General features: G+C 70.6%; 16 protein-coding genes and 3 tRNA genes. 4 read left to right on the forward strand and 15 right to left on the reverse strand.

The features are described 5' to 3' along the window. Window positions 1-3: 3 nt before the first annotated feature. Window positions 4-855 carry a S1C family serine protease gene (locus AC0NH5_RS00720; protein ID WP_474398640.1) on the reverse strand — a complete coding sequence of 284 codons (852 nt, stop codon included), beginning with the start codon at window positions 853-855 and terminating at the stop codon, window positions 4-6. Between the two features lie 184 nt (window positions 856-1,039). Between AC0NH5_RS00720 and AC0NH5_RS00725 the strand changes: the two genes are divergently transcribed. After that, complete coding sequence (locus AC0NH5_RS00725) at window positions 1,040-1,666, forward strand: hypothetical protein (RefSeq protein WP_474398642.1); 627 nt, start codon at window positions 1,040-1,042, stop codon at window positions 1,664-1,666. Between the two features lie 100 nt (window positions 1,667-1,766). Then, complete coding sequence (locus AC0NH5_RS00730) at window positions 1,767-3,782, forward strand: endo-1,4-beta-xylanase (RefSeq protein ID WP_474398644.1); 2,016 nt, start codon at window positions 1,767-1,769, stop codon at window positions 3,780-3,782. 307 nt (window positions 3,783-4,089) lie between these two features. On the opposite strand, the gene AC0NH5_RS00735 is transcribed toward AC0NH5_RS00730, so the two are convergent. From AC0NH5_RS00735 to AC0NH5_RS00785, 11 genes are all read right to left on the reverse strand, one after another. Continuing rightward, a complete protein-coding gene (locus AC0NH5_RS00735; protein WP_474400292.1) occupies window positions 4,090-6,885 on the reverse strand; it encodes a DUF5682 family protein in 2,796 nt (931 codons plus the stop codon). A gap of 122 nt (window positions 6,886-7,007) precedes the next feature. Beyond that, window positions 7,008-8,120, reverse strand: coding sequence for an ATP-binding protein (locus AC0NH5_RS00740; RefSeq protein WP_474398647.1), 1,113 nt, complete (start codon window positions 8,118-8,120; stop codon window positions 7,008-7,010). A gap of 11 nt (window positions 8,121-8,131) precedes the next feature. Continuing rightward, window positions 8,132-9,424, reverse strand: coding sequence for a VWA domain-containing protein (locus AC0NH5_RS00745; RefSeq protein WP_474400294.1), 1,293 nt, complete (start codon window positions 9,422-9,424; stop codon window positions 8,132-8,134). Window positions 9,425-9,627: 203 nt separating this feature from the next. After that, on the reverse strand, window positions 9,628-10,992 hold the full coding sequence (locus AC0NH5_RS00750; protein WP_474398649.1) for a hypothetical protein: 1,365 nt from the start codon (window positions 10,990-10,992) through the stop codon (window positions 9,628-9,630). Then, window positions 10,992-11,489, reverse strand: coding sequence for a hypothetical protein (locus tag AC0NH5_RS00755; protein ID WP_474398651.1), 498 nt, complete (start codon window positions 11,487-11,489; stop codon window positions 10,992-10,994). The genes AC0NH5_RS00750 and AC0NH5_RS00755 overlap by 1 nt, the downstream gene beginning before the upstream one ends. Window positions 11,490-11,855: 366 nt before the next feature. Then, a complete protein-coding gene (locus tag AC0NH5_RS00760; RefSeq protein ID WP_474398654.1) occupies window positions 11,856-12,158 on the reverse strand; it encodes a MerR family transcriptional regulator in 303 nt (100 codons plus the stop codon). A gap of 847 nt (window positions 12,159-13,005) precedes the next feature. Then, window positions 13,006-13,077: transfer RNA gene (locus tag AC0NH5_RS00765), tRNA-Val, on the reverse strand. A gap of 16 nt (window positions 13,078-13,093) precedes the next feature. Beyond that, window positions 13,094-13,164, reverse strand: a tRNA-Cys gene (locus AC0NH5_RS00770). A 30-nt stretch (window positions 13,165-13,194) separates the two neighbouring features. Next, window positions 13,195-13,267, reverse strand: a tRNA-Gly gene (locus AC0NH5_RS00775). 90 nt (window positions 13,268-13,357) lie between these two features. Continuing rightward, complete coding sequence (locus AC0NH5_RS00780; RefSeq protein WP_474398655.1) at window positions 13,358-13,549, reverse strand: hypothetical protein; 192 nt, start codon at window positions 13,547-13,549, stop codon at window positions 13,358-13,360. 90 nt (window positions 13,550-13,639) lie between these two features. Next, entirely contained in the window at window positions 13,640-14,068 is a 429-nt protein-coding gene (locus AC0NH5_RS00785; RefSeq protein ID WP_474398657.1) for an acyl-CoA thioesterase, read from the reverse strand. A 511-nt stretch (window positions 14,069-14,579) separates the two neighbouring features. On the opposite strand from AC0NH5_RS00785, the gene AC0NH5_RS00790 reads away from it, so the two are divergent. Both AC0NH5_RS00790 and AC0NH5_RS00795 read left to right on the forward strand, forming a co-directional pair. Next, window positions 14,580-15,776 carry an FIST signal transduction protein gene (locus AC0NH5_RS00790; RefSeq protein ID WP_474398658.1) on the forward strand — a complete coding sequence of 399 codons (1,197 nt, stop codon included), beginning with the start codon at window positions 14,580-14,582 and terminating at the stop codon, window positions 15,774-15,776. 10 nt (window positions 15,777-15,786) lie between these two features. Next, window positions 15,787-18,024, forward strand: a complete 2,238-nt coding sequence (locus tag AC0NH5_RS00795) for a putative bifunctional diguanylate cyclase/phosphodiesterase (RefSeq protein ID WP_474398660.1) — start codon at window positions 15,787-15,789, stop codon at window positions 18,022-18,024. Window positions 18,025-18,303: 279 nt separating this feature from the next. Here AC0NH5_RS00795 and AC0NH5_RS00800 read toward each other — a convergent pair whose 3' ends face one another. The 3 genes from AC0NH5_RS00800 to AC0NH5_RS00810 form a co-directional block, all read right to left on the reverse strand. Further along, window positions 18,304-18,861 (reverse strand): WD40 repeat domain-containing protein, encoded by a 558-nt coding sequence (locus tag AC0NH5_RS00800; protein ID WP_474398663.1) that lies wholly within the window; start codon window positions 18,859-18,861, stop codon window positions 18,304-18,306. 89 nt (window positions 18,862-18,950) lie between these two features. Next, complete coding sequence (locus AC0NH5_RS00805; protein ID WP_474398666.1) at window positions 18,951-20,819, reverse strand: dynamin family protein; 1,869 nt, start codon at window positions 20,817-20,819, stop codon at window positions 18,951-18,953. Further along, a complete protein-coding gene (locus tag AC0NH5_RS00810) occupies window positions 20,819-21,154 on the reverse strand; it encodes a hypothetical protein (RefSeq protein WP_474398668.1) in 336 nt (111 codons plus the stop codon). Before AC0NH5_RS00810 ends, AC0NH5_RS00805 begins: the two co-directional genes overlap by 1 nt. Window positions 21,155-21,224: the final 70 nt, after the last annotated feature.

Raw genomic sequence — 21,224 nt, forward strand, 5'->3', positions numbered from 1 at the left:
TGATCACAGTGGCGGCGCCTGGCCGTCGCCCTCGTCGCCACCGCCGAGAGCGGCGCCGATGGGCACGGCGAAACCGATGCCGATGAACGTGCCGGCGTTCGTCGGGTTGGCCAGCGCGATCACGATGCCGACCACCTGCCCGCGAGTGTTGATCAGCGGACCGCCCGAGTTGCCCGGGTTGACCGCCGCGTCGAACTGGATGAGCCCCTCGATGTCGCCCCGCTCGGAGTTCATGGTGCGCTCCAGGCCGGAGACGACGCCGCTGCTGGTGCTCCAGGTCAGGCCGAGCGGGTTGCCGATCGCCACCACGTCGTCGCCGATCGCGGTGCCGCCGCCCATCACCGCGGGCACCAGCGTCTCCGGCAGCTTCTGCGGGGTGATCGTCGCGATGTCCTGCTCCGGGTCCTTGCTCGCGATCACCGCGACCGACTTGGTGCCGTCGGAGTACGTCAGCTGGATGTTCTCCGCGCCGTCCACCACGTGCAGAGCGGTGAGCACGGTGCCGTCCGCGTTCGCGATCACACCGGTGCCGGTGCCGGCCTCGAGCTTGTCCGCCGAGTCGTGCCCGGTGGTCTGGATCAGCACGACCGACGGCGCCAGGGCCTGATAGACCTGCGCCACGGTGAGCGGCGCGGCGGAGGCGGACGGCGATGCCGCCGGGGCGGCGCCGGCTTGCGGATCACTCCCATCGCGGACGGCCACCAGCACCGTGATCGCGACGGCCCACGCCACGACGAGGCCGATCAACAGCTTGTTCCGTACGCTCTTGCGGCGCTCGGGAGTGTTCCACCGGCTCTTCCGCTCCTCCGGCGGGGGTTCCGGCGGTTCGGGCCCCTCCGGGCGGAGCACCGTCATCACGGGACGACCGCCACACTCTGCATTTCTCGACCCTAGAAGCCAATCCTAGGAATTCCCCGTGAGTCCTCTGACCGTTTCCGGTACGCAAGATCCCGCATCTCGGGCGGAATTCCCCCATACGCCCCGTTACTCTCCGCGAGGCCACCGGAACCGATCAGGCCGCCGGCGCGTCGGATCGGGCATGAACGCCACGCGAGCCCTCGCGACGATCAGTGTTGTCGCCCTCTGCGCCGCCGGGTGCAGCGAACCCCCGGCGCGGTCCACCCCGATCGAGGTGACCCCGGTGTCGCCGGGCCCGGCGGTCTCCTCCGTGCCGGTGTCGCCATCGCCGGGCCCGGCGGTCTCCTCCGTGCCGGTGTCGCCACCCTCCTCCGCCTCCGTCGCACCCCGTTCCGCCGCGCCCCGGTCGTCGCCGCCGCCCGCCGTTCCGGACTCGTTCGCCGAGGGCACGCAGCCCTCGGCGGGGCCGCTCGTGTTCCTCCAGGTGATCGACTGGGTCGGCGCCCAGGAGAGCGTCCACGCCGAGGCCACGTTCCACCTGACCGAGAACTGCGCGTACCTGCACGGGCGGCCGGACGAGCCGGTCCTGCTGGTCTGGCCGAAGGGGCAGGCCTGGGTGGATCCGGCGGTGCCGTCCGTCGTGCACTTCCGCGAGCCGGTCTCCGGCAAGCTGCGCCGGCTCACCGACGGACAGCGGGTGAGCGTGCTCGGCTTCGACATCGGCGGGCACGGTTACACGTACGAACCGCGGCCGCACGGGTCGTGCCCGGCGAACGGGAAGGACTTCGCCGTCCAGGAAGTCCTCTGATCCAATATTTCAAACTTGTTTCTTGCTGTGGGAGCGCTCCCATGAAACTATGTCTGTCACTTCCTGCCCGCGTACCCCCACCACGCGAAGGACCCGACAGATGCGCGCTCTCGCGCGGCTCGCCGTGGCCACCCTCATGGTCGCGATCCCCCTGGCCGCAGTCACCCTCACGTCGACCGCCGGCGCGGCCGTCGACCCCGCGCCCATCGTCGTGCTGACCAGCGACTTCGAGGACGGCACCGTCCAGGGGTGGTCCGGGAGGTCGGCGGAGACGCTGACGCACAGCACCGCCGTCGCGCACGGCGGCACCGGCAGCCTCGCGGTCGCCGGGCGCACCGCGAGCTGGCAGGGACCGTCGCTCGACGTGCTCGACGTCTTCGAGCCGGGCACCGCGTACACGATCTCGGTGTGGGTGCGGATGGCGACCGGGTCGGACAACGCGCGGCTCAGCGTGGAACGCCAAACCGGCGGAGTGGCGTCGTACGACCAGGTGGTCGGCAACACCGCGGTCACGTCCGGCGGATGGACGAACCTCACCGGGCGCTACACCGTCGCCACCGACGTCGAGTTCCTCCGGATCTACGTCGAGACCGCGTCGACCACCGAACCGCTGCACATCGACGATCTGACCGTGAGCTACGTGCCGGCGCTGCCGGTACAGACCGACATCCCCTCGGTCGCGGACGTGGTCACCGAGTTCCCGGTCGGCGCGGCGATCACCGGGGCGGAGATCATCACCGAGCACGGGCAGCTGCTCGACAAGCACTTCACCAGCGTCACCCCCGGCAACGCGCTGAAATGGGACGCCACCGAGCCCTCCGAGAACACCTTCACGTACGCCCAGGCGGACCCGCTGATCGCGTGGGCCAAGGCGAACGGCAAGGCCATCCGGGGGCACACGCTGGTGTGGCACAACCAGACTCCGGCGTGGGTCTTCACCGGCGCCGACGGCCGGCCGATGACCGCCACCGCCGAGGACAAGGCACTGCTGCTGTCCCGCCTGGAAAACCACATCCGCAACGTGGCCGGCCACTACGGCGACGACATCGGCGTGTGGGACGTGGTCAACGAGGTGATCGACGAGAACCAGCCGGACGGCCTGCGGCGCAGCGAGTGGTTCACCATCGCCGGCCTGGACTACCTCCGCACCGCGTTCCGGGTCGCCCGTGAGGTGGTGCCCGACGCCAAGCTGTTCATCAACGACTACAACACCAACGTGCCCGCCAAACGGGACAAGCTCTACAACCTGGTGGCCCAGCTGCGGGCCGAGGGCGTGCCGATCGACGGCGTCGGCCACCAGATGCACATCAACGTGAGCTGGCCGTCGATCGCGGAGACCGAGGCGATGCTGCAGAAGTTCGCACCGCTCGGGCTGGAGCAGCAGATCACCGAGATGGACGTGAGCATCTACACCAGCGACGGCGAGAGTTTCCCCACGCCGCCGGCCGCGCGGCTGCTCCAGCAGGCGTACGTGTACCGCGACATGTTCGCCCTGTTCCGCCGGTACGCCTCCCAGATCACGTCGGTGACGCTGTGGGGGCTGGCGGACGACAACACCTGGCTGGACACGTTCCCGGTGACCCGCAAGGACGCGCCGTTGCTGTTCGACACCCGGTTGCAGGCGAAGTCGGCGTACTGGGGCGTGGTCGACCCGTCGAAGATCGAATCCACCGGCTCGCCGTCACCGTCCTCCGCGTCCCCCTCGTCGTCACCGTCCTCAGCGTCCCCCTCGTCGTCGCCATCCCCCTCGTCGTCGCCGTCCGGTTCGCCCAGCGGCTCACCGTCGCCGGGGACCGGGGGTTGTGCGGTCGCCTACCGGGTCACCAGCACCTGGCCGAGTGGCTTCCAGGGCGACGTGAAGGTCACCAACACGGGCGGCGCGGCGGTCAACGGCTGGACGCTGGCCTGGCAGTACACCAGCGGCCAGACGATCGCCCAGCTCTGGAACGGGGCGCTCACCCAGACCGGCACCGCCGTAACGGTCAAGAACACCTCCTGGAACGGCGCGCTCGCCACCAACGGCTCCGCATCCTTCGGCTTCCTCGGCAGCTGGACCGGCGCCAACCCGTCCCCCACAGCCTTCACCCTGAACGGCATCCCCTGCGCCGTTCACTGAGAGAACCGGCCGGCGGCGCTGGGGGGTTTCGCCGGCCACTCTCTCCAGCCGTGTCTGCGGTGCCGTCGGCTTTCCTCTCCGCCGGCACCGCAGACCCGGCGGCCGCCCCACCAGCGGCACCACACACGTCCCACCGTCGGCTGACGACCGACTGAGCATTACTCGGGCCTCTCCCCGGAGGCCGGCGAGCCGCCCGCCACCCCACGGGCGGACCGCCACAGCGGCCGGGCCATCCCCCATCGCGGCCCGGCCGCCACCAACCCCGCGACCGGCCACCCCTCAGCCGCCCATCGGCCGGCATCGGCTGTCAGCCGGCGAGCAACGCTGCGACCGCGACCACCCCCTCCGGATGCGCCGCCAGCAGGTTCGCTGCCGCAGCCGCGACAGCGTCATCGCCGGCCACGCCGCCCTTACCGCCGGCCGAGTCGTCCCGCCGGGCGCCGTCCGCACTCGACCACTCCCCGGTGCAGCCGAGCAGGGCCGCAACCGCGTCGGCGGCTGCGGGATGCGCCGCCAGCAGGAGCGTGGCGGGGCCTGGACGCAGCCCGATCTCATCGGGGCCGGCCGGGGACGGGCGCCGCGCGTTCCACGGAGCCGTCCACGAGTCGATGGCCGGCAGGGCAGCCGGGAACGTCCGGCCGGCCTCCCGGGTGAGGATCGGGACCAGCTCGCCGGCCTGCTCGCGCAACGTCGTGACCAGCGTGGGCAGCCACGGCAGCAGCACCGGATCAGGCAGCCGGCCGAACGCCTTGGACAGGGTTTCCACCACGAACGGCGCCAGTCGCGGCACCGGTTCGAGGGCCTGGACGAAGCCGCTGACGTACTGCGGGAACGCCGGCACGACCAGCGGGTTGCCGAGCAGCTCGTCGACCTGGGCGCGCAGGTCGGCGATAGTCAGCCCGCCCAGCTGGTGCCGGGCGGCCCACAACAGGGCGAGTTTGGCGGGCGACTCGGGATGCGACTGCCGGACGGCCAGCTCCAGTTGGATGCGGTCGCAGCCGAGCGACAACGCCAGACTCTCCATGCTGAACAGGAAGCCGAGCATGGCGCCCACCTGCCGCACGCCGGTCTCCTCCGACACGAACGCGCCCGGCAGCAACGTGCAGTAATGCGCGTACCCCTCGGTGACGAACCGCTCGCACCACGACGGCAACGCCGGTGTGGTGGCCCGGTAGTGGGCGAGCAGGCGCCGGATCCGCCGCAGCACCGTGGGCGCCTCGTCCACCGCCCGCTCGGCGGCGAGCAGCACGACGGCGCGCGCCCCGAGTTCGTCGGTGAGCCGAGGGCTCTGCAGGAAGAGCAGCGAGTGTTCGACCGCCTTGAGCGCGGTGGCCGCCGTCGCCTTCGGGTCCCACGCGTCCCGGCGCAACCGTTGTTCGAGGACCTGTTCGACGGTGACGCCCTCGTACCCCAGCTCGATGATCGTGCGCTGGTGCCGGCCGAGGTCGAGGTCCCAGCTCTCCTGGATGTGCTTCTCGCCGAGCCGCCGGGATCCCATGATCGGGCGCACTGCCTGGTCGGGCAGCAGGTAGCGCAGCATCCAGAGCAGTTGCGAGCAGGCGGCCAGCTCCGGCCGGGCAGCCAGGTCGAGCAGTGCGCGCTGGATGGTCCGCTGCTCGAGGTTCAGCCCGAGCGGCTCCAGGCGGTCGTAGACGTCACGGGCCAGCGGCGGCAACGCCTCGTAGCCGACCTGACCGATACGGTCGCCGCCGAGCAGGATCTCGCAGAGCCGCCGGACATCCCGGCGGCCGGGCACGGTGTCCTTCTCGATGCACGTGACCGCGGCGTCCTGGAAGTCGTACGGTGTCGGCCGCGCCCGCCCTCGCATTCCGGCCAGCAGGATCGACGTCTCGAAGATCGCGATCGCGTCGGCGGTGCTGGCGAGGTATCCGTTGCGGCGGGCCAGCCGCACGATGTCCACGCACCAGTGGCGCAGTTCCTCCTCGTCCAGCCCGTCCAGCGCCGGCGGCCCGGAGAGATAGCCGGTGAGATGGTCGCTGACCGGCTCCGCGACGGCCACCGGAGCGGGCAGCGCCTTCGTCGCCCGTTTCCGGCCGCCCTTCTGCCCCGCCAGCTGGAACGGGATGAGCCGGGACCGGCCCAGCTGCTTCTGCCAGGTGGCAGCCGCGATGGAGACGGAGCCGGGCGCCAGCCCGAACTGTGCCTCGATCGCCGAGTGGCTGGACGGGATGAGCCCGTAGAGCCAGGTGGTGCCGGTCCGCGGGGTGATCTCGAAGTCCGGGGTGTCCGGCGCGGACCCGGCCTCGGGAACCCGGCTGGCGGCGTGGAAGGCCCCGCACACATAGAGGCAGTCGGCCCGGTCCACCCCACCGGCGGCGAGGTGCTCGCGGATCCGCGTCCACATGTAACGCTCGCGGTCCTCGTCGGTCGCGTGCCGCCGCGCGCCGTTCGGGGCCAGCCGCCGGAAAAGGCTGCCGATCAGGACCATGACCTGGCGGTACGTCTCGTAGTCGGCGTTCGCAAGCGGCTGCTCGACGTACTGGTCCCACCACTCGGACCAGTGCCGCACCCGGCCGTGGTGGAGCAGGTGCTCCTCCAGCTCGGCGAACCGCGGCCGCAGGTCGCCGATCTCCACGCCGACGGCGTCGCCGTGCAGGTCCTCCTCCGGCTCCTCGGCCGGGTGCGGCTCGACGGCGGGCTGCCACTGGAAGACGTGGTCGGTGGACCGGTCCACCAGGACCAGCTCGACGCCCGGCGTCTCCAGCGCGTAGGCGATCGCCTGGTACTCCGCGGAGGCCTCGGTGATCGGCGCGATCACGCTGAGCGGCGCGGACTCCACGGGGAAGCCGTCCGCCTCGGACGCGAACGCCTGCAACGCCACCGGCAGCCGGCAGTTGCGCAGCTCGGTGAGGAGCGGGCCGAGGTCCTCGCAGAGCTCCAGGTAGATCACCTTGGGCTGCTTCTCGCGGAGCCGCCGCACCATGGCGAGGCCGGACGCCGGTGAGTGGTGGCAGACCGGAAAGATCTCGAGGGGCTCACGCAGGGCGTGGTCGACGTCGTCGACGATCCCGGCCAGGATCTCCGGCAACGCGGCCGGCCCGCCGGACAGTGCCTCGGCCGCACCGAGCAGTTGCTCCCGCAGCGCCGCGAACGGGCCGGCGAAAGCCGCAGGGTCCTGAACCGCAGGGCCCTGAGCCGCAGGGTCCTGCGCCGCGCCGGCGGAAGGAAGGCCCGCGGCCGCGGAGCCGGCAGGCGCCAGGCCGCTCAAGACAGCGTGGCGATCGCCCGGCGACCGCCCTCCAGGAAGCCGTTCCACTCGCCGCCCTGGTCCTTGCTGCGCGGCTCGACAACACCGTGCCAGTACTTGTTCAGGATGGCGAGGTCTTCGGGGCTGCGCCGGGCGAGCGACCCGACCAGCGATCCGGCCAGCGCCTCCGCGGTGACGGCGGACGCGCCGAAGAAGTTGCTGTGCAGGATGGCGTCCTCAAGGACGCCGATCTGCTCGGCGGTGGACAGCGCCGACTCCAGCCGCTCGTCGTCGCTGCTCGCCGACGTGGCCGCGGCACGCAGGTCGGCGAAGCTCTGCAGCAGCACGTCGAGCAGTGTCGGCGGGACCTCCAGCTCGATGTTGTGCCGGCGCAGCAACTCCTCGGTGCGGAAGCGGACGATCTCCGCCTCGCTCTTGCGGTTGGTGACGACCGGGATGCGGACGAAGTTGAAACGCCGCTTGAGCGCCGAGGAGAGGTCGTTGACACCGCGGTCCCGGCTGTTCGCGGTGGCGATGATCGAGAAGCCCGGCTTGGCGAAGACGATGTTGTCGTCGTCCAGCTCGGGAATCGAGACGTACTTCTCCGAGAGGATCGAGATCAGCGCGTCCTGCACGTCGCTGGTGGACCGGGTGAGCTCCTCGAAGCGGCCGATCACCCCGCCCTCCATCGCAGTCATGATCGGTGACGGGATCATCGACGCCCGGGACTGACCCTTGGCGATCACCATCGAGACGTTCCACGAGTACTTGATGTGGTCCTCGGTGGTGCCCGCGGTGCCCTGCACCACGAGGGTCGAGTTGCGGCTGATCGCGGCGGCGAGCAGCTCGGCCAGCCAGCTCTTGCCGGTGCCCGGGTCGCCGATGAGCAGCAGGCCCCGGTCCGAGGCGAGCGTGACGATGGACCGCTCGACGAAGCTGCGGTCGCCGAACCACTTCTGCTCGACCCGCCGGTCGAGCCCGTCGGCGCGCTCCGAGCCGAGGATGAACAGGCGCACCATCTTGGGGCTGAGCCGCCAGGAGAACGGCTTCGGCCCGTCGTCGATCGACTCTAGCCAGTCGAGCTCCTCCGCGTACTTGGTCTCGGCGGGGGCGCGCAGCATGTCACTCATGGATGTGTCTCCTAGAAGGCGAGGAAATTCTTGAGCTCGACGACGAGCTTCTTGATGCGGCCGGAGAGGACCGGGGTGCCCTGGTCCTTGAAGCGCTGGCGGAACCAGGGGTTGACGCTCTGCTGGCCGCTGCTGCTCACCGAGCCGACCGGGATGAACCGGGCGCCGGAGCGATGGATCGCGGCCATCCCGTCGAAGACCGCCTGCGCCTGCCACTCGTAGAAGTCCGAGATCCAGACCACCACGGTGTTGCGCGGGTCAGTGATCTTCGGCCGGGCCAGGTCGAGCGCGACCGTGCCGTCCGTGCCACCGCCCAGCTTGGTGCGCAGCAGCACCTCGAACGGGTCGTGCACCCACGGCGTGAGATCCAGTGCCCTCGTGTCGTACGCGATCAGGTGCACGTCCACCTTGGGCAGACCGGTGAAGATCGAGGCCAGGATGGTGCAGTTGACCATCGCGTCGACCATCGAGCCGGACTGGTCCACCACCACGATCAGCTTGGCCGGGGTGATCCGTTTGGCGGTCTGCCGGTAGTAGAGCCGGTCGACGTAGAGGCGCTCGTCCTCCGGATTCCAGTTCGGCAGGTTCTTCCAGATGGTGCGGTCGAGGTCGAGGTTGCGGAACACCCGCTTCGGCGGGACGGACCGGTCGATGGTGCCGGCACCGGCCTGGGCGACCTGCGTCCGCAGCACCTCGGCGACCTCGTCGACGAACTTGCGGATCAGCGCCTTGGCGTTCGCGAGCGCGACACCGTCCAAATTGTCCTTGTCCCGCAGAAGCTGCTCGATCAGCGACATGCTGGGGGTGAGCTGCTTGGCGAGCCGGTTGTCGGCCAGCACCTCCCGCAGCTTCATCCGGCTCACCAGGTCGGCCTCGATGCCGGCCAGCACCGGCCCGAGGTCGACCCGGAAACCGTCACCCGGACCGGTGCCGGCCGCACCACCGGAGCCGCCGCCCGCCGCCCCCGAGCCGGCGCCGTCAGAGCCCGACCCGTCAGCGCCCGAACCGCCAGAGCCCGAACCGCCAGAGCCCGAACCGCCAGAGCCCGAACCTGCGGAACCAGGGCCGGCAGAGCCGGAGCCCGAGCCGGAGGGTGCGCCGGCGCCCGCCGCCGCGGCCCGGCCACGCAGCGCGCCCGGCGTGCAGCCGAGCGCCCGCTCGAACCACCCCGCGTCCGCCTGCCACCGGGCGAGCTGCCCGGCGGTGACGTTGCCGGAGCCGGTGGCGAACACGTTGAGCAGCAGCTTGGACACCAGGGCCGCCCGGCGCACCTCGCCGTCACGGTCGTCGGCCGCACCACTCATCAAGCCGTCGAACTCCGCCTCGAGCTGGGGGAACCGTTGCACCACGGTGTCCACCGAGACGGCCGGGTCGAGCAGTGCCGCGGGCAGCCCGAGATCGTCGACGATCGCGACGCTGCCGGACTCCAGCGCGGGCTGCTCGTCGGGGTCGAAGAGCCGGGCCAGCAACCGCCAGTAGAGGACCTGTCGCCTGTTCTCCGTGGCGCTCACTTCCGCAGCAGCCTTCCCGCGCGCTCCCGGAGAACGTCCACGGCTGTGCCGGCCGTCGCCTCCGCCTTCGCCGCCTTGGCCTCGGTGGGGCCGAGCGCCCAGTCACCGCTGTGCACCGCGACCGCCTTGCGGCGCACGGTGGCCTGCACGGCGAGCGGCTGCACCGACCAGCGGCCGCCGTCCCACCGCAGCAGGCCCAGACAGGCGGTCGAGGCCGCGACCAGCGCCGGGGTGAGCGGGCCGGCCTCCGGGATGCGGTCGACGTCCACGGCGAGCGTGACGCCGCCCAGGTCGAACGAGTCGGCGGCGGCCGCGTAACCCTCCAACAGCACCGGTTCGGCGAGCGCGGTGGGGTGCCGGTCCAGCGGCAGGACGGACGGCGCGGTGGCCGCGCCGAGCTGGACCCGGGCGGTGGCGAACGGGTCGGCCGGCTCGCCCACGGTGGCGCGGGACTCGTCCCAGATCAGGTCGCCGCCCGGGGTGAGCAGCATGCCGGCCACCTCGACCGACCGGTGCTCGGCGACGGCCGAGCGGAACACCTGGAAGGAGGCGAGCATCCGCCAGGCGGACGGACCACTGATCGTGTCCACCTTGGCAGCTGCCACGCTGGTGCGGACCAGCCGCACACCGCCGGCGGTCTCCAGCAGACCGTGCGCCTGTGCCCGGAACACGGTCGGGTGCTCGTGCAGGTCGACACCGAGGATCAGCAGCCGGCCGTCCACCGGATCGCCGCCGGCGGCCGGGAAGTCGTCCTGGGAGAGCAGCAGCGCCCGGGCCCAGAGGTCGGCCCAGCGGCGCACCGGGATCCGGTCGCAGGTGGCCACCGGCGCGGACGCCCGCAACTCGGCGGCGAACCCGTCGAGCAGCACCGCGAGACGGCGGGCCGCGGGCACGTCGAGCAGCGCCTGCACAGTCTGCGCTCCGCCGCCGGCCAGCTCGTGGTCGACGCCGCGCCAGCCGGCGATCGCCAGCTCACGCAGCCAGGACCGGCTGCCCGCGGTGAGGTGGCTCGGCTCGGCCGGGGCGGCGGGCGCCGACCACGGCGCCCGGCTGCGGCCGAGCGCGGCGTCCAGTCCGAAGAGCAACGCGTCGTGGGCGGCGCCGAGCAGCGCGGCCCGGGCGCCGGCCAGCACGGCGAGGTGCTCGTCGGTCACCGTGCCGGCCAGGATCTTGCCGATCGAGTCGGCGACCCGGTCGGCGAGGGGTGTGCCGGCGAACGCCGTGGCCAGCGACTCGAGGGCCGCGGCCCGCTCGTCGTCGATCCGGGCGAGACCGTGCACGAGGGCGTCGTCCACCCCGTCGGCCAGGGTGAGTGCCTCGTCGAGGCCGGCCGGGTGGAAACGCAGCGCGTCGGCGAGCATCAGCGCACCGCCCCGGCGGCCGGGAACCACTGCAGCTCGGGCAGCGGATCGGTGGTCGGCGGCACCTCGAGGTAGGCAAGGTGGCGCAGGAAGCTGCTGAACACCTCGGCCGCGCGGCTGGGCGCGGTGGCCGGGTGCAGGCCGGTCCAGAGGTCATCCTCGCCGTCGGCCAGCTCGACCTTCAGGTAACGGGCGACCCGGCCCGGACCGTACTGAGCGACCGCGGCGTCGAGCAGCGCCCGGATGTGGTTGCACGCGTAGGAACCGCTCAGGCCGCCGCACGGCCGGTTGTTGTTGGTGTTGCAGCTCAGCCCGTGATCCCCCGCGGTGATCGACGAGACGTAGACCCGCGACACGTCCGAGCCACTGGACACCACGCCCTGCAGCCGCCCCTCGGACAGCTCGACGAACGGCACCTTCGCCAGCTTTCTCGGCCGCACCGGCGCGATCACCCGCACGGTGCCGCGCCGCTCATGGGCGACGCCATCACTGGTCACAACCAGACCTCCTCACGAACAGGTGCGCGTAGTTCTATCGGAGGGGTCCGACAAAATCCGCTGGAGGGGTCCGGCAGAACAAGTCCCCGGCTCACCCTTCGCACGCGAGCCGAGGAGCCGAGCCGAGGAGCCGAGCCGAGGAGCCGGGCCGAGGAGCCGGGCCGAGGAGCCGGGCCGAGGAGCCGGGCCGAGGAGCCGGGCCGAGGAGCCGAGGACTCCGGGCACCGAGTTCAGCCGGCGGACCCGGCACAGGCGCGGCCGTCAGCCGGGTCGCGTGGACCTGACGGGTCTGCGAGGCTGACGAGATCTCGCCCGGATACGACGAACGGCCCCTTCCTACTGGGAAGAGACCGTGATTGGTCGCGATCAAACGGTGCCGGTCGACCGCTCGCTCTGGAATTTGCGGTTCTGTTCGAGTGCTTCCTCGAGCTGATCCTCAAGAATGATGATCCGGCACGCGGCCTCGAGCGCGGTGCCCTGATCGACCATTTCTCGTGCTCGTGCGGCAAGGCGCAGCTGATAACGCGAGTAACGACGGTGCCCGCCGGCCGACCGGAACGGGGTGAACAACTTCAACTCGTCGAGCCGGCGCAGGAACTCCTGCGACGTCCCCACCATCTCCGCAGCACGGCCCATCGTGTAGGCCGGATAGTCGTCGTCACCGAACATGTCCTCGGGTTGAGCCACTTACACCTCCGCGATGAGGGCCCCGGCGCATTTCGCGCCGGGGCCCAGGGTTTACGGGTTTATCACACCATCTACCGACAGGATCATCGGTTTGTCTTTTCCGCATCTGCCGTCATCGACGGATCGGGATGCGAGGATCGCATATGCGTGACCGAAGACCACCTTTCTTTCGAAGGCAACTGCGGTGTCCACCCTCCGGCCTGTGAAAGACCCGGCGGCGGGCGATCCAACGGTGTTCGACCCTCCCTTTCCTCTGCTTACTGTTTCGACTTGCTGTCGTGCCGCTCGCCGGTGCCGGAACCCCACGCGACTTCATGGCCCCGCACACGTGCGACGAACTGCCCTGACCTGGAATTACGTCAGGGTCTTGTCTTGCTGACCACTGGACGGCGACCACCACATCGTCACCGTCATGCCGAGCGAGCCACGAACTGATTCCGGGCCCTGCTTAACGCTCGGCTCCTCAACGTCTTTTCTTGATCCCTCGTCATCAACAGAAGAAACACTAGCCGACGCGCCGCAAGAAATCTACCCCCCACACCACAGACTTTCTCAGCCCCTGGCCATGGTTAGTCGAGGCCCCCAGGGCCAGCACTTCACAAGGACCGCAACGGCACGAGCAAAGCCCAGCGGCTCAGCGGCTCAACGCGACCCAGCGACAACACCAGCCAGCCGCCCGAGCAGCACTTCCCAGCAACCACTCACGCAGAGGGCGCCCGGCAGAGGGGGTGCGGGTGGCGAAGCCCCCGCTGCGCGCGACGAAGTCGCGCCAAAAGGACGAGGCGGCCAGGTCAGCGCTTCTCAGCTGACACAGACCGCCTCCGACTCGTGGGCGATACTGGGATCGAACCAGTGACCTCTTCCGTGTCAAGGAAGCGCGCTCCCGCTGCGCCAATCGCCCTCGCCGTGCTGGTGCGAGGTGGAGACGGGATTTGAACCCGTGTACACGGCTTTGCAGGCCGTTGCCTCGCCTCTCGGCCACTCCACCGAGGTGGCCCCGATGTGGCGGGCCGCTCCGAGCGGACGACGGGATTCGAACCCGCGACCCTCACCTTGGCAAGGTGATGCGCTACCAGCTGCGCTACGTCCGCACATCTCCGGTTTCCCGGCGACGGATGAAACCTTAGCCGAGGGGTGGCGGCGATGACAAAGCGGGGGTGACCACCCGGTGACGAAGCGGGTCAGTGCGGCTCGCCGAGGAGGCGCCGGACCTCGGCGAGGAGCGCGGTCTGGAAGGCGGCCACGCTGCCGTCGACGACGCCGACGCGGTAGTCGGTGCCGGTGTCCGGGTTGTCGGCGAGCTGCTGGTCGCGGTGTCCGGCGGCGCCGTCGGTGTGACCCGCGGTGTACGCCTGGAAGGATTCCTCTAGCACGCGCGATAATCTCGCACATCCCGCCGGGACCGGCGTATCACCCGTTTCGGCAGCCAGAGCCGGCGTCGCGCACCGGAAACCGGCGGTCGGTCACCGGTCCAGGCCGAGGAGGGTGACGTCGGTGGCGAGCCCGCGCAACCGTTCCACCGGATCGGCCACCAGCCGCCGGGTGGCCCGGTCGAGGATCCCCGCGACACCGGTGACCTGGGCCACCGGTGTGCCGTCGACGCGCAGGAAGTCTTGTTCGACCCGGAACGTCTTTCCCGTACCCCAAAGGAACCGGCAGCTGACGTCGACCTCGTCCCCGGCCCGCAGTTCCTTCAGGTACCGGATGGTCGTCTCCAGCATGACCGGCCCGATCCCGGCCCCCACCAGCACCTCCGGCGTGAGTCCGGCGGCCAGGAAGCACTGCCACCGGGCATGCTCGCCCCACTGGAGGTAGACGGCCTGATTCACATGGCCCTGCAGGTCGAGCTCGTAACCTCGGACCGCGATGCGCACCTGAAACACGTCACTCATCGCCCGATCTTCACACGCGCCGGGCGCGCGGGGATCGATGAACGTGGACAGCCGACCTGCCCGTCGCGGCCCTGAACAGCGGATTCAAGAACTCTGTAAGACCCGCCACGAGTTACCCAGGCTTCGTACAAGGTCCAGCAGCCACCATTGAACCAGTCGCAGGGACAGGTCGCCCGGCCCGAGGACACGGGGGATTCGGGACGCCGCAGCAACAGGTGACGGCGATCTGCCCTGCGACATATAACGCCCAGGAACCGCCCACCCAGGGAATTCCAGATGCCGATGTACGGCCATGGCCAGCGAGGCAACAGCCGACCGAGCCACCATGCGGCTCGGCACCGGCACCGCAACGACGGAGCCACCCTGCACGTCGGAAGCCGTCGCGTCGCCACGAACCAGGGACAGCGGCTTCGGCCCGGCACTACGCTTCCCGGCCTGAACCGGTCGAACGCGAAACTGCGCTGATCGGCCGTCCGCTCAGGTTCGCCCGTCCGCCGCCGATGTCAACGGCATGGAGCACCGGACGGAGCAGCCGGCCCGCTGGATGGGCACCGGTTACAGCCAGGACCCCGATGCCGCGACCGCCGGATCCGCCGCGGCGGTCCAGGCGATCGCCGGCCGCAGCCCGGCGCTGCTGATCGTCTATTGCGCCGTTCGGTACGACTTCGCGCGCCTGTTGGATGCGGTCCGGGCTCAGGCTGACGCGAACACCGTCATCGTGGGCTGCACCACGGCCGGTCACGTGACCCCGGGCTACGGGGATCCCGCTGCGGAGAGTGTGGTCGTCGTGGCCCTGGGCGGTCCGGGCCTCGAGGTGCGTGCCTCCGTGGCGCGGAACGTGTCGGCCCAGCGGCAGGAGGCCGGAGCGAGCGCCGCGGCAGGAGTGGCCGGTCTGACCAAGGAGCACCGCGCCGGCCTGCTGCTGTGCGACGGGCTGCTCAGTGAGCAGGACGAGGTGGTGCGCGGCGCCTATTCGGTCGCGAGCGCTCTGGTGCCGCTGGTCGGCGGGTGTGCCGGTGACGACATGCGGCTCCGCCAGACCCACCAGTTCTTCGGTGACCGGGGCGGTGTGGAGGTGCTGACCGACGCGGTGATCGGCGTGGGCCTCGGCTCCGACGCGAAGCTGGGCATCGGCATCGCGCACGGCTGGCAGAAGCGCGGCGAGCCGATGATCGTGACACGCAGCGAGCACGGCCGGCTGTACGAGCTTGACGGCGCGCCGGCCCTCGACGTCTTCCTCGAGCGCACCGGCATCGACCGCTCGGTGCTCGAAAGCCCCGGGGCGTTCCAGGTGGCTGCTTTCGGTAACCCGCTCGGGTTGTCCCGGCGCACCGGTGAGGACATCCGGATCGCGCACAGCTGGGACCCGGAAGACAAATCTCTGCTCTTCTTGGCCGACACACCGCAGGGCGCCCTGGCCTGGGTGATGGCCGCCGAGGAGGACTCGGTCGTCGACGCGGGTGCGGTGTCGTGCCGTCAGGCCATCGATGCGCTGGACGGTGCCGAGCCGGTCGGGCTTCTCGCGTTCGACTGCGGGGTTCGCAAGACGGTGCTCGGCCCGGAGGGGATCAAGCGGGAGGTCGCCGCCATGGAACGGGAGACCGCCGGTGTCCCGCTGGCCGGCTTCTACAGTTACGGCGAGTTCGCGCGCACGCGTGGCGCACGTGGCCTGCACCGGCTGACCGTTGTGACTCTCGCGCTGGCCTGAGCGGCTGCCCATGCCCTTGCACTGGTCGACCCACCAGCTCACCGAATATTTCACGGCCGTCAGCGCCTCGGCTGACGAGGAAGTGGCCATCCGGGTCGCCGTCGAACGCGCGCTGGAGGCCCTCGACGCGGAGGTCGGTGCGGTCCTGCTGACCGGTGAGGACGGCGTGCGCGGCCTGACCGGTCTACCCGTGACGGTCCCGGCCGACCAGTTGCGCCCGGCCCTCCGTGGCGGGCCGGCACTGGAGCTGCCGCTGCTGGGTGAGGCGAACGGGGCGCAGGCCGCCCTCGGCAGCGACATCGACGGCGAGCTCGCGGTCGCGCGTATCGACGACGAGTTCAGCACCGAGGAACGCCAGATGCTTCAGGGCATGGCCCAGGTGCTCGGTCTCGCGCTGCGCAACCTGCGGATCCTCACGACCGAGCGGGCGCTGCGGGAGGAGCGGGCCCGCGAGGCCAAGCAGCGACTGGAGCTGCTGGAGGTCGTCCGCGCCCGGCAGGCCCTGCTGGAGACGCTGCTTTCCATCCAGCGTGCGATCTCCCGGCGCGAACCGCTGCAGTCGGTTCTGGACGCCATCACGGAGGGGGTCTCGCGGCTTCTGGGGCAGGCGCCGATCGCACTGGTGCTGTCGGATCCGGCGGAACCCGGCAGCCTCATCGTGGCCTCGCGGGCGCACTGGCCGGAGCCGGCCGGCGCAGCGAACGCCGCTCTGGGACCCGCGGCGGAAGCGATCGCCGCGGGAGAGACGGTGCGCCGTTCCGGGCCGTCCGGCGATCTGACGCTGGCCACGCCGTTCGACGTCAGCGGCGCCGTGGCGGGAAGCCTCGTCGCGGTCGGGCTCGACGGGGCCGCGGAGGACACCAGCCTGTTGTCGGCCTTCGGCCAGCAGATCAGCCTGGCGCTGACCGACGCCCGCACCGTGGAGGCGGTGCGGGAGGCGTACCGCGACCCACTCACCGGCCTGCCGAACCGCAAACTCTTCCTGGAACGTCTCGACCAGGCCCTGGGCGACGCCCGGATCGCGGCCGTCGTCATTCTGTTCATCGACCTCGACCGGTTCAAGTCGGTGAACGACAGCCTCGGCCACAGCGCGGGCGATGAACTGCTCGCCGCGGTGAGTGAACGCGTCCTCGGCTGTCTGCGCACCGGGGATCTGGCGGCCCGGCTGGGTGGTGACGAGTTCGCCGTACTCCTGGAAGGCGTTTCGGTCGAGGAAGCCCGGGTGGTCGCCGAACGCATCGTGATCGAGGTCGCCGAACCGTTCCCGATCGCAGGGCGGCTGGTCTACATCGGTTCCAGCATCGGCATCGCGGCCCGGGCGGCCGGCACCGCGGCCGGCGAGCTGCTGGGCAATGCGGACGTCGCCATGTACAGGGCGAAGCGAGCCGGGGCCGGCCGGGTCGTCGTCTTCGAACCGGAGATGCACGCCGAGCAGCTGGCCCGGCTGGAGCTGCGGGCCGACCTGCAGAGCGCCTTGGCGGCCGGCCAGTTCCGCCTCGACGTCCAGCCGCTGGTGCGGCTGAACACCGGGGAACTGGACGGCGTCGAGGCCCTGCTGCGCTGGCACCATCCGAGGCGCGGGGTCGTCCCGCCCGACCAGTTCATCCCCATCACGGAGGAAACCGGCCTGATCAACGAGGTCGGCCGCTGGGTGCTGCGCGAGGCCGTGTCCCAGATCGCCGCCTGGCGCCGCTCGCTGCCCGGCCTCACCGTCGCCGTGAACGTCTCCGCCCGCCAGATCACCGACGACCGCTTCGTGACCGACGTGGCCGACGCACTGGACGCGGCAGCCCTTGAGGGAAGCGCCCTGACCCTCGAACTGACCGAAACCGTGCTGACCACCGACCCGGCAAAGGCACTGACCAACCTACGACTGATCAAAAAGCGCGGAGTACGCCTCGCAGTCGACGACTTCGGAACCGGCTATTCCTCGCTGTCCTACCTACGCCAGTTCCCGGTGGACCAGGTGAAGATCGACCGAAGCTTCGTAACCGGCGTAACCACGTCCCCCCAGGACAACGCCCTGGTACGCGCAGTGGTAGACCTGGGCCGAGCCCTGAACCTCGAAGTGGTAGCCGAGGGCATCGAAACCGCAGACCAACTACAGGCCCTCACCACCATGGGATGCCACCTCGGCCAGGGCTACCACCTGCACCGCCCCATGCCCCCACAACAATTCACAGCCGTGATCCACCAGGAACCCGAACGCAGGGCTCGCCCACCGCTGCTGAGCACCACCAGCATGTAACGGCGACTAGGTGTTCTGTCCAGCGGGTCGCGCGGGTGCGAGGCGAGGGCCAGGTGGTGGCCGCGTCGGGCCGCAGGGCGGCCTCATACCGGGGTTGTACTTGGTCGTTCTGCGGACGCCGTCAGGCGCCGGCTGGGCCACGCCGCAGCCCCGGGTGATCCGCGGGACAGACCCTGGGCCCTCGGCAGACCGCCTGAGTGCCAGTCGGCGAGGTCGTAGCAGCAGAGGCTGACTCCGGCGCTGATCAGGTGACGACCGTCGGGGGTGAGGGCGAGGATGTCAGACATGTCGCCGAGCTCGAAATCGCCGACCGCGCAGCCATGCGCCGCCGCCTCCGCCGGTCACCACCGACCAGGCGTCCCCGGACACGGCGACGTCGCTCAGGTACTGCTCGAACTCGATGTCCGCGTGCAGTTCGCCGGTCGCCGCATCGAAGAACTGCACTCCGTTGGCGGAGGCGACGTGGAGCAGACCGTCGAGACGGTAGAAGACCTGGTCGACGAACGAAGTCGGGAGGTCGCGCACCAACGCGGACGTCTGCAGATCCCAGATGCGGACGCCGGCGAGATCGACATCGGCCGCGACGTCGGTGCCGATGGCGACGCGCTCCCCGTCAGGGCTGAAGGTGATCGAGCCCAACTCCGTCGCGTCGTGCAGCACGACGAGTTCCCGCCCGTCCCCGGCGTCCCAGAGGCGCGCGGTGTGGTCCCCGGCGACCGTTGCCAGGCAGGTGTTGTCGTGGGAGAGCGCCACGCCGGTCACCGGGTCGTCGGAATCCCTTGAGTGTCGCACCCGGCGGATCTCCCGGCCGTCCGCCACCCGCAGCACCACCGGCATGCACCGAGCACACACCCGCCGGCGCGGCCACGCTGCCTGATCCCGGACAGTGCCCGATGGGTGACGGAGTCGCCGACCGTGCCGGGTGCTCAACGACCGGTGGACGGCGCCGGCCGTGCCTGGTCGAACAAGGCGATGATGCGGCGCCCGAGGGCGGCCCACTCGCCGGCGGCGGACCGCAGCTCCTGCTCAACTGAGGCTCGCTGCTCGGCCTCGAGTTGCGCCTGCGCCTCCAAGCGGGCGAACTCCTTGTGCAGTTCGGCGACTCGTTGCCGCGCGATCTCGTCGACGCGGCCGGACAGCTGCTCCTCCAGCGCGGCGAAGTACTCGTCCACCCGACCGAACCGGCCCTCGCCCAGCTCGACGGCGAAGTAGAACTGCTGTACCTCGTGGATGACCGTGCGGAGGTGCTGCTCCAGCTGTGACCGGGCGGCCTTCGCCCGGGCCGCGCCGGTGGTCTTCCAGCCACGGCTCATCGCCCAGAGCGCCCCTCCGGCCGCGGGGATGAGCACCAGCGGCGATCCGATGACGCTGAGCGCGATGGCGGCCACGGTGTAGATCGGCATCACGTAGCCGTAGGACGCGCGGATCCGCTCGAACACCGCGTTCTCCACGGCGGCGAACTCTGATCGTGCGACCGTGCCGGTCAGGTAGTCCTCGGCGAGCACAGTGTCCGCGTCGGCCAGGAAAGGGGCCAGGATCGCCGCGTACCGCTCACCCGTCACCCTGGTCACCCGCGCCCACTCGTCGGCAGCCGCAGCGGTGACCAGCGCGCCCAGTTCGGCGCCGAGGCGGTTCGCCGCGTCCACCGAGTCCACCTCGTCGATGCGTTTCTGCATCACCGCCCATATCGCCCCGGCTGGACCGAACGACTCACGGAAATCCTGTTTGCCCAGCATCGTCACCCGGCGGGTCTCGGTCAGCATGGCTGCCCGGCGGCCGCCGCTCTCGCCCCACTCCCCGGCGAACCGGCGCCAGCGCTTGTCGACGTCCTCGCGCCGATCACCGTTCTGGTCGCCGGTCAGCGATTCCAGGCGGGCCTGCAGCATCCGCTCGCCGACCACCTGATGGTTCGCCGCGACCACCAGCGTGTCGGCCGCGCGGGGCATCGCGCACATGTCGTCGATGAAGTCACGCAACGCCTTCGCCAGCTCCGGATAGCGGCTGACGAACAGCAGCGCGTCCGGCTCCGGGCTGGTGGCGGCCGACAGCAGGTTGCGGCTCGAGACCGGCCACACCCGCGCCCGCGGGAGCCGGTCGCCGAAATGTTCGGCGATGATCTGCTCATTGCGGCGCAACGCCTGCTCCCACACGTCCCGGCTGTGCTGGTCGATCTTCGTCTGGATGAAGAAGATCCGCGGCGTGATCTCCAGGACCGACTCAAGCAGGGCGATCTCCTCCCGGCCGAGTGGGTGGCCGGCGTCGATCGCGAAGACCACAGCATCCGCGTACGGCAGAAAGCCCCGGGTCATCTCGGCATGGGCGGTGTAGAGCGACCCGAAACCGGGGGTGTCGAAGACGACCACACCGTCCGGCAGGAACGAGCCGGGGACGTCGACCTCGATCCACCGGATGTCCGCGACCGTCGCACCGGCTCCCTCGCCGCGATCCGCCGCCGCCTGCGAACCGTAGCGCGCCAGGTCGGCCCGGCCGATCACTTGCGCGGACCCGTCAGCGAACCGGAGCCGGAAGCCCTCCCGCTCAGCCGCACGCACCCGGAAGACCCGCATCGTCGCGGCGTCCAGGTCGACCGGCAGGTACTCGGCGCCGATCATCGCGTTCACGAACGTGCTCTTCCCCGCCTTGACCAGGGCGAGCAGGGCGACCGCGAAGGTGTCCTCCGCGAGCTTGTCGCGCAACGCCAGCAACAGATCCGGCGCGGCCGGCAGGTCGAACTCGGCGGACCGTGCGACGAGATCGTCGACCACCGAGACGGTACCGGCAGCGGTCTCGTTCATCATTCCTCCAGGCGTACGCGGGCCCGGCGCAACACTCGTCGCCCGACCGCGAAGCCGGGGCTGAGCACCTCGGCGATCCGGCCGGCGCCGCGCGGGGGCCGGCCGACGGTTGCATGCCGGCGCCGCTGATATGCGCCCGTGCCGTCGATCACCTCGACGCCGGAGCGCTGCAGGATCTCGGCGAGTCGCAGCATCACGTGCTCGGCGAGCAACCGGTCCGGCCCGTCGCCGGCCCGGTCCAGCTCGTCGACCAGTTCCACGGTGTCCTCGACGAGCGCCATCCAGGTCCCGGGCTCCGGGCGTCGATCCGGTCGCAGCCGCTTCAACAACGACATCCCGGAAACGTACGCCTCCGCGACCGAACGGTTACTGACAGTGTCGCAGACTGTACAGCTGGCCATCATC

The sequence above is a fragment of the Actinoplanes sp. 13 genome, assembly GCF_056134165.1.

Excerpts from the sequence above, each read along its gene's own strand:
- AC0NH5_RS00805 (WP_474398666.1), bottom strand. The coding sequence starts at position 20,819 with ATGAACGAGACCGCTGCCGGTACCGTCTCGGTGGTCGACGATCTCGTC.
- AC0NH5_RS00745 (WP_474400294.1), bottom strand. The coding sequence starts at position 9,424 with ATGAGTGGTGCGGCCGACGACCGTGACGGCGAGGTGCGCCGGGCGGCC.
- AC0NH5_RS00720 (WP_474398640.1), bottom strand. The coding sequence starts at position 855 with ATGACGGTGCTCCGCCCGGAGGGGCCCGAACCGCCGGAACCCCCGCCG.
- AC0NH5_RS00810 (WP_474398668.1), bottom strand. The coding sequence starts at position 21,154 with ATGTCGTTGTTGAAGCGGCTGCGACCGGATCGACGCCCGGAGCCCGGG.
- AC0NH5_RS00750 (WP_474398649.1), bottom strand. The coding sequence starts at position 10,992 with ATGCTCGCCGACGCGCTGCGTTTCCACCCGGCCGGCCTCGACGAGGCA.
- AC0NH5_RS00725 (WP_474398642.1), top strand. The coding sequence starts at position 1,040 with ATGAACGCCACGCGAGCCCTCGCGACGATCAGTGTTGTCGCCCTCTGC.
- AC0NH5_RS00730 (WP_474398644.1), top strand. The coding sequence starts at position 1,767 with ATGCGCGCTCTCGCGCGGCTCGCCGTGGCCACCCTCATGGTCGCGATC.
- AC0NH5_RS00740 (WP_474398647.1), bottom strand. The coding sequence starts at position 8,120 with ATGAGTGACATGCTGCGCGCCCCCGCCGAGACCAAGTACGCGGAGGAG.
- AC0NH5_RS00790 (WP_474398658.1), top strand. The coding sequence starts at position 14,580 with ATGGAGCACCGGACGGAGCAGCCGGCCCGCTGGATGGGCACCGGTTAC.
- AC0NH5_RS00795 (WP_474398660.1), top strand. The coding sequence starts at position 15,787 with ATGCCCTTGCACTGGTCGACCCACCAGCTCACCGAATATTTCACGGCC.
- AC0NH5_RS00785 (WP_474398657.1), bottom strand. The coding sequence starts at position 14,068 with ATGAGTGACGTGTTTCAGGTGCGCATCGCGGTCCGAGGTTACGAGCTC.
- AC0NH5_RS00760 (WP_474398654.1), bottom strand. The coding sequence starts at position 12,158 with ATGTTCGGTGACGACGACTATCCGGCCTACACGATGGGCCGTGCTGCG.
- AC0NH5_RS00800 (WP_474398663.1), bottom strand. The coding sequence starts at position 18,861 with ATGCCGGTGGTGCTGCGGGTGGCGGACGGCCGGGAGATCCGCCGGGTG.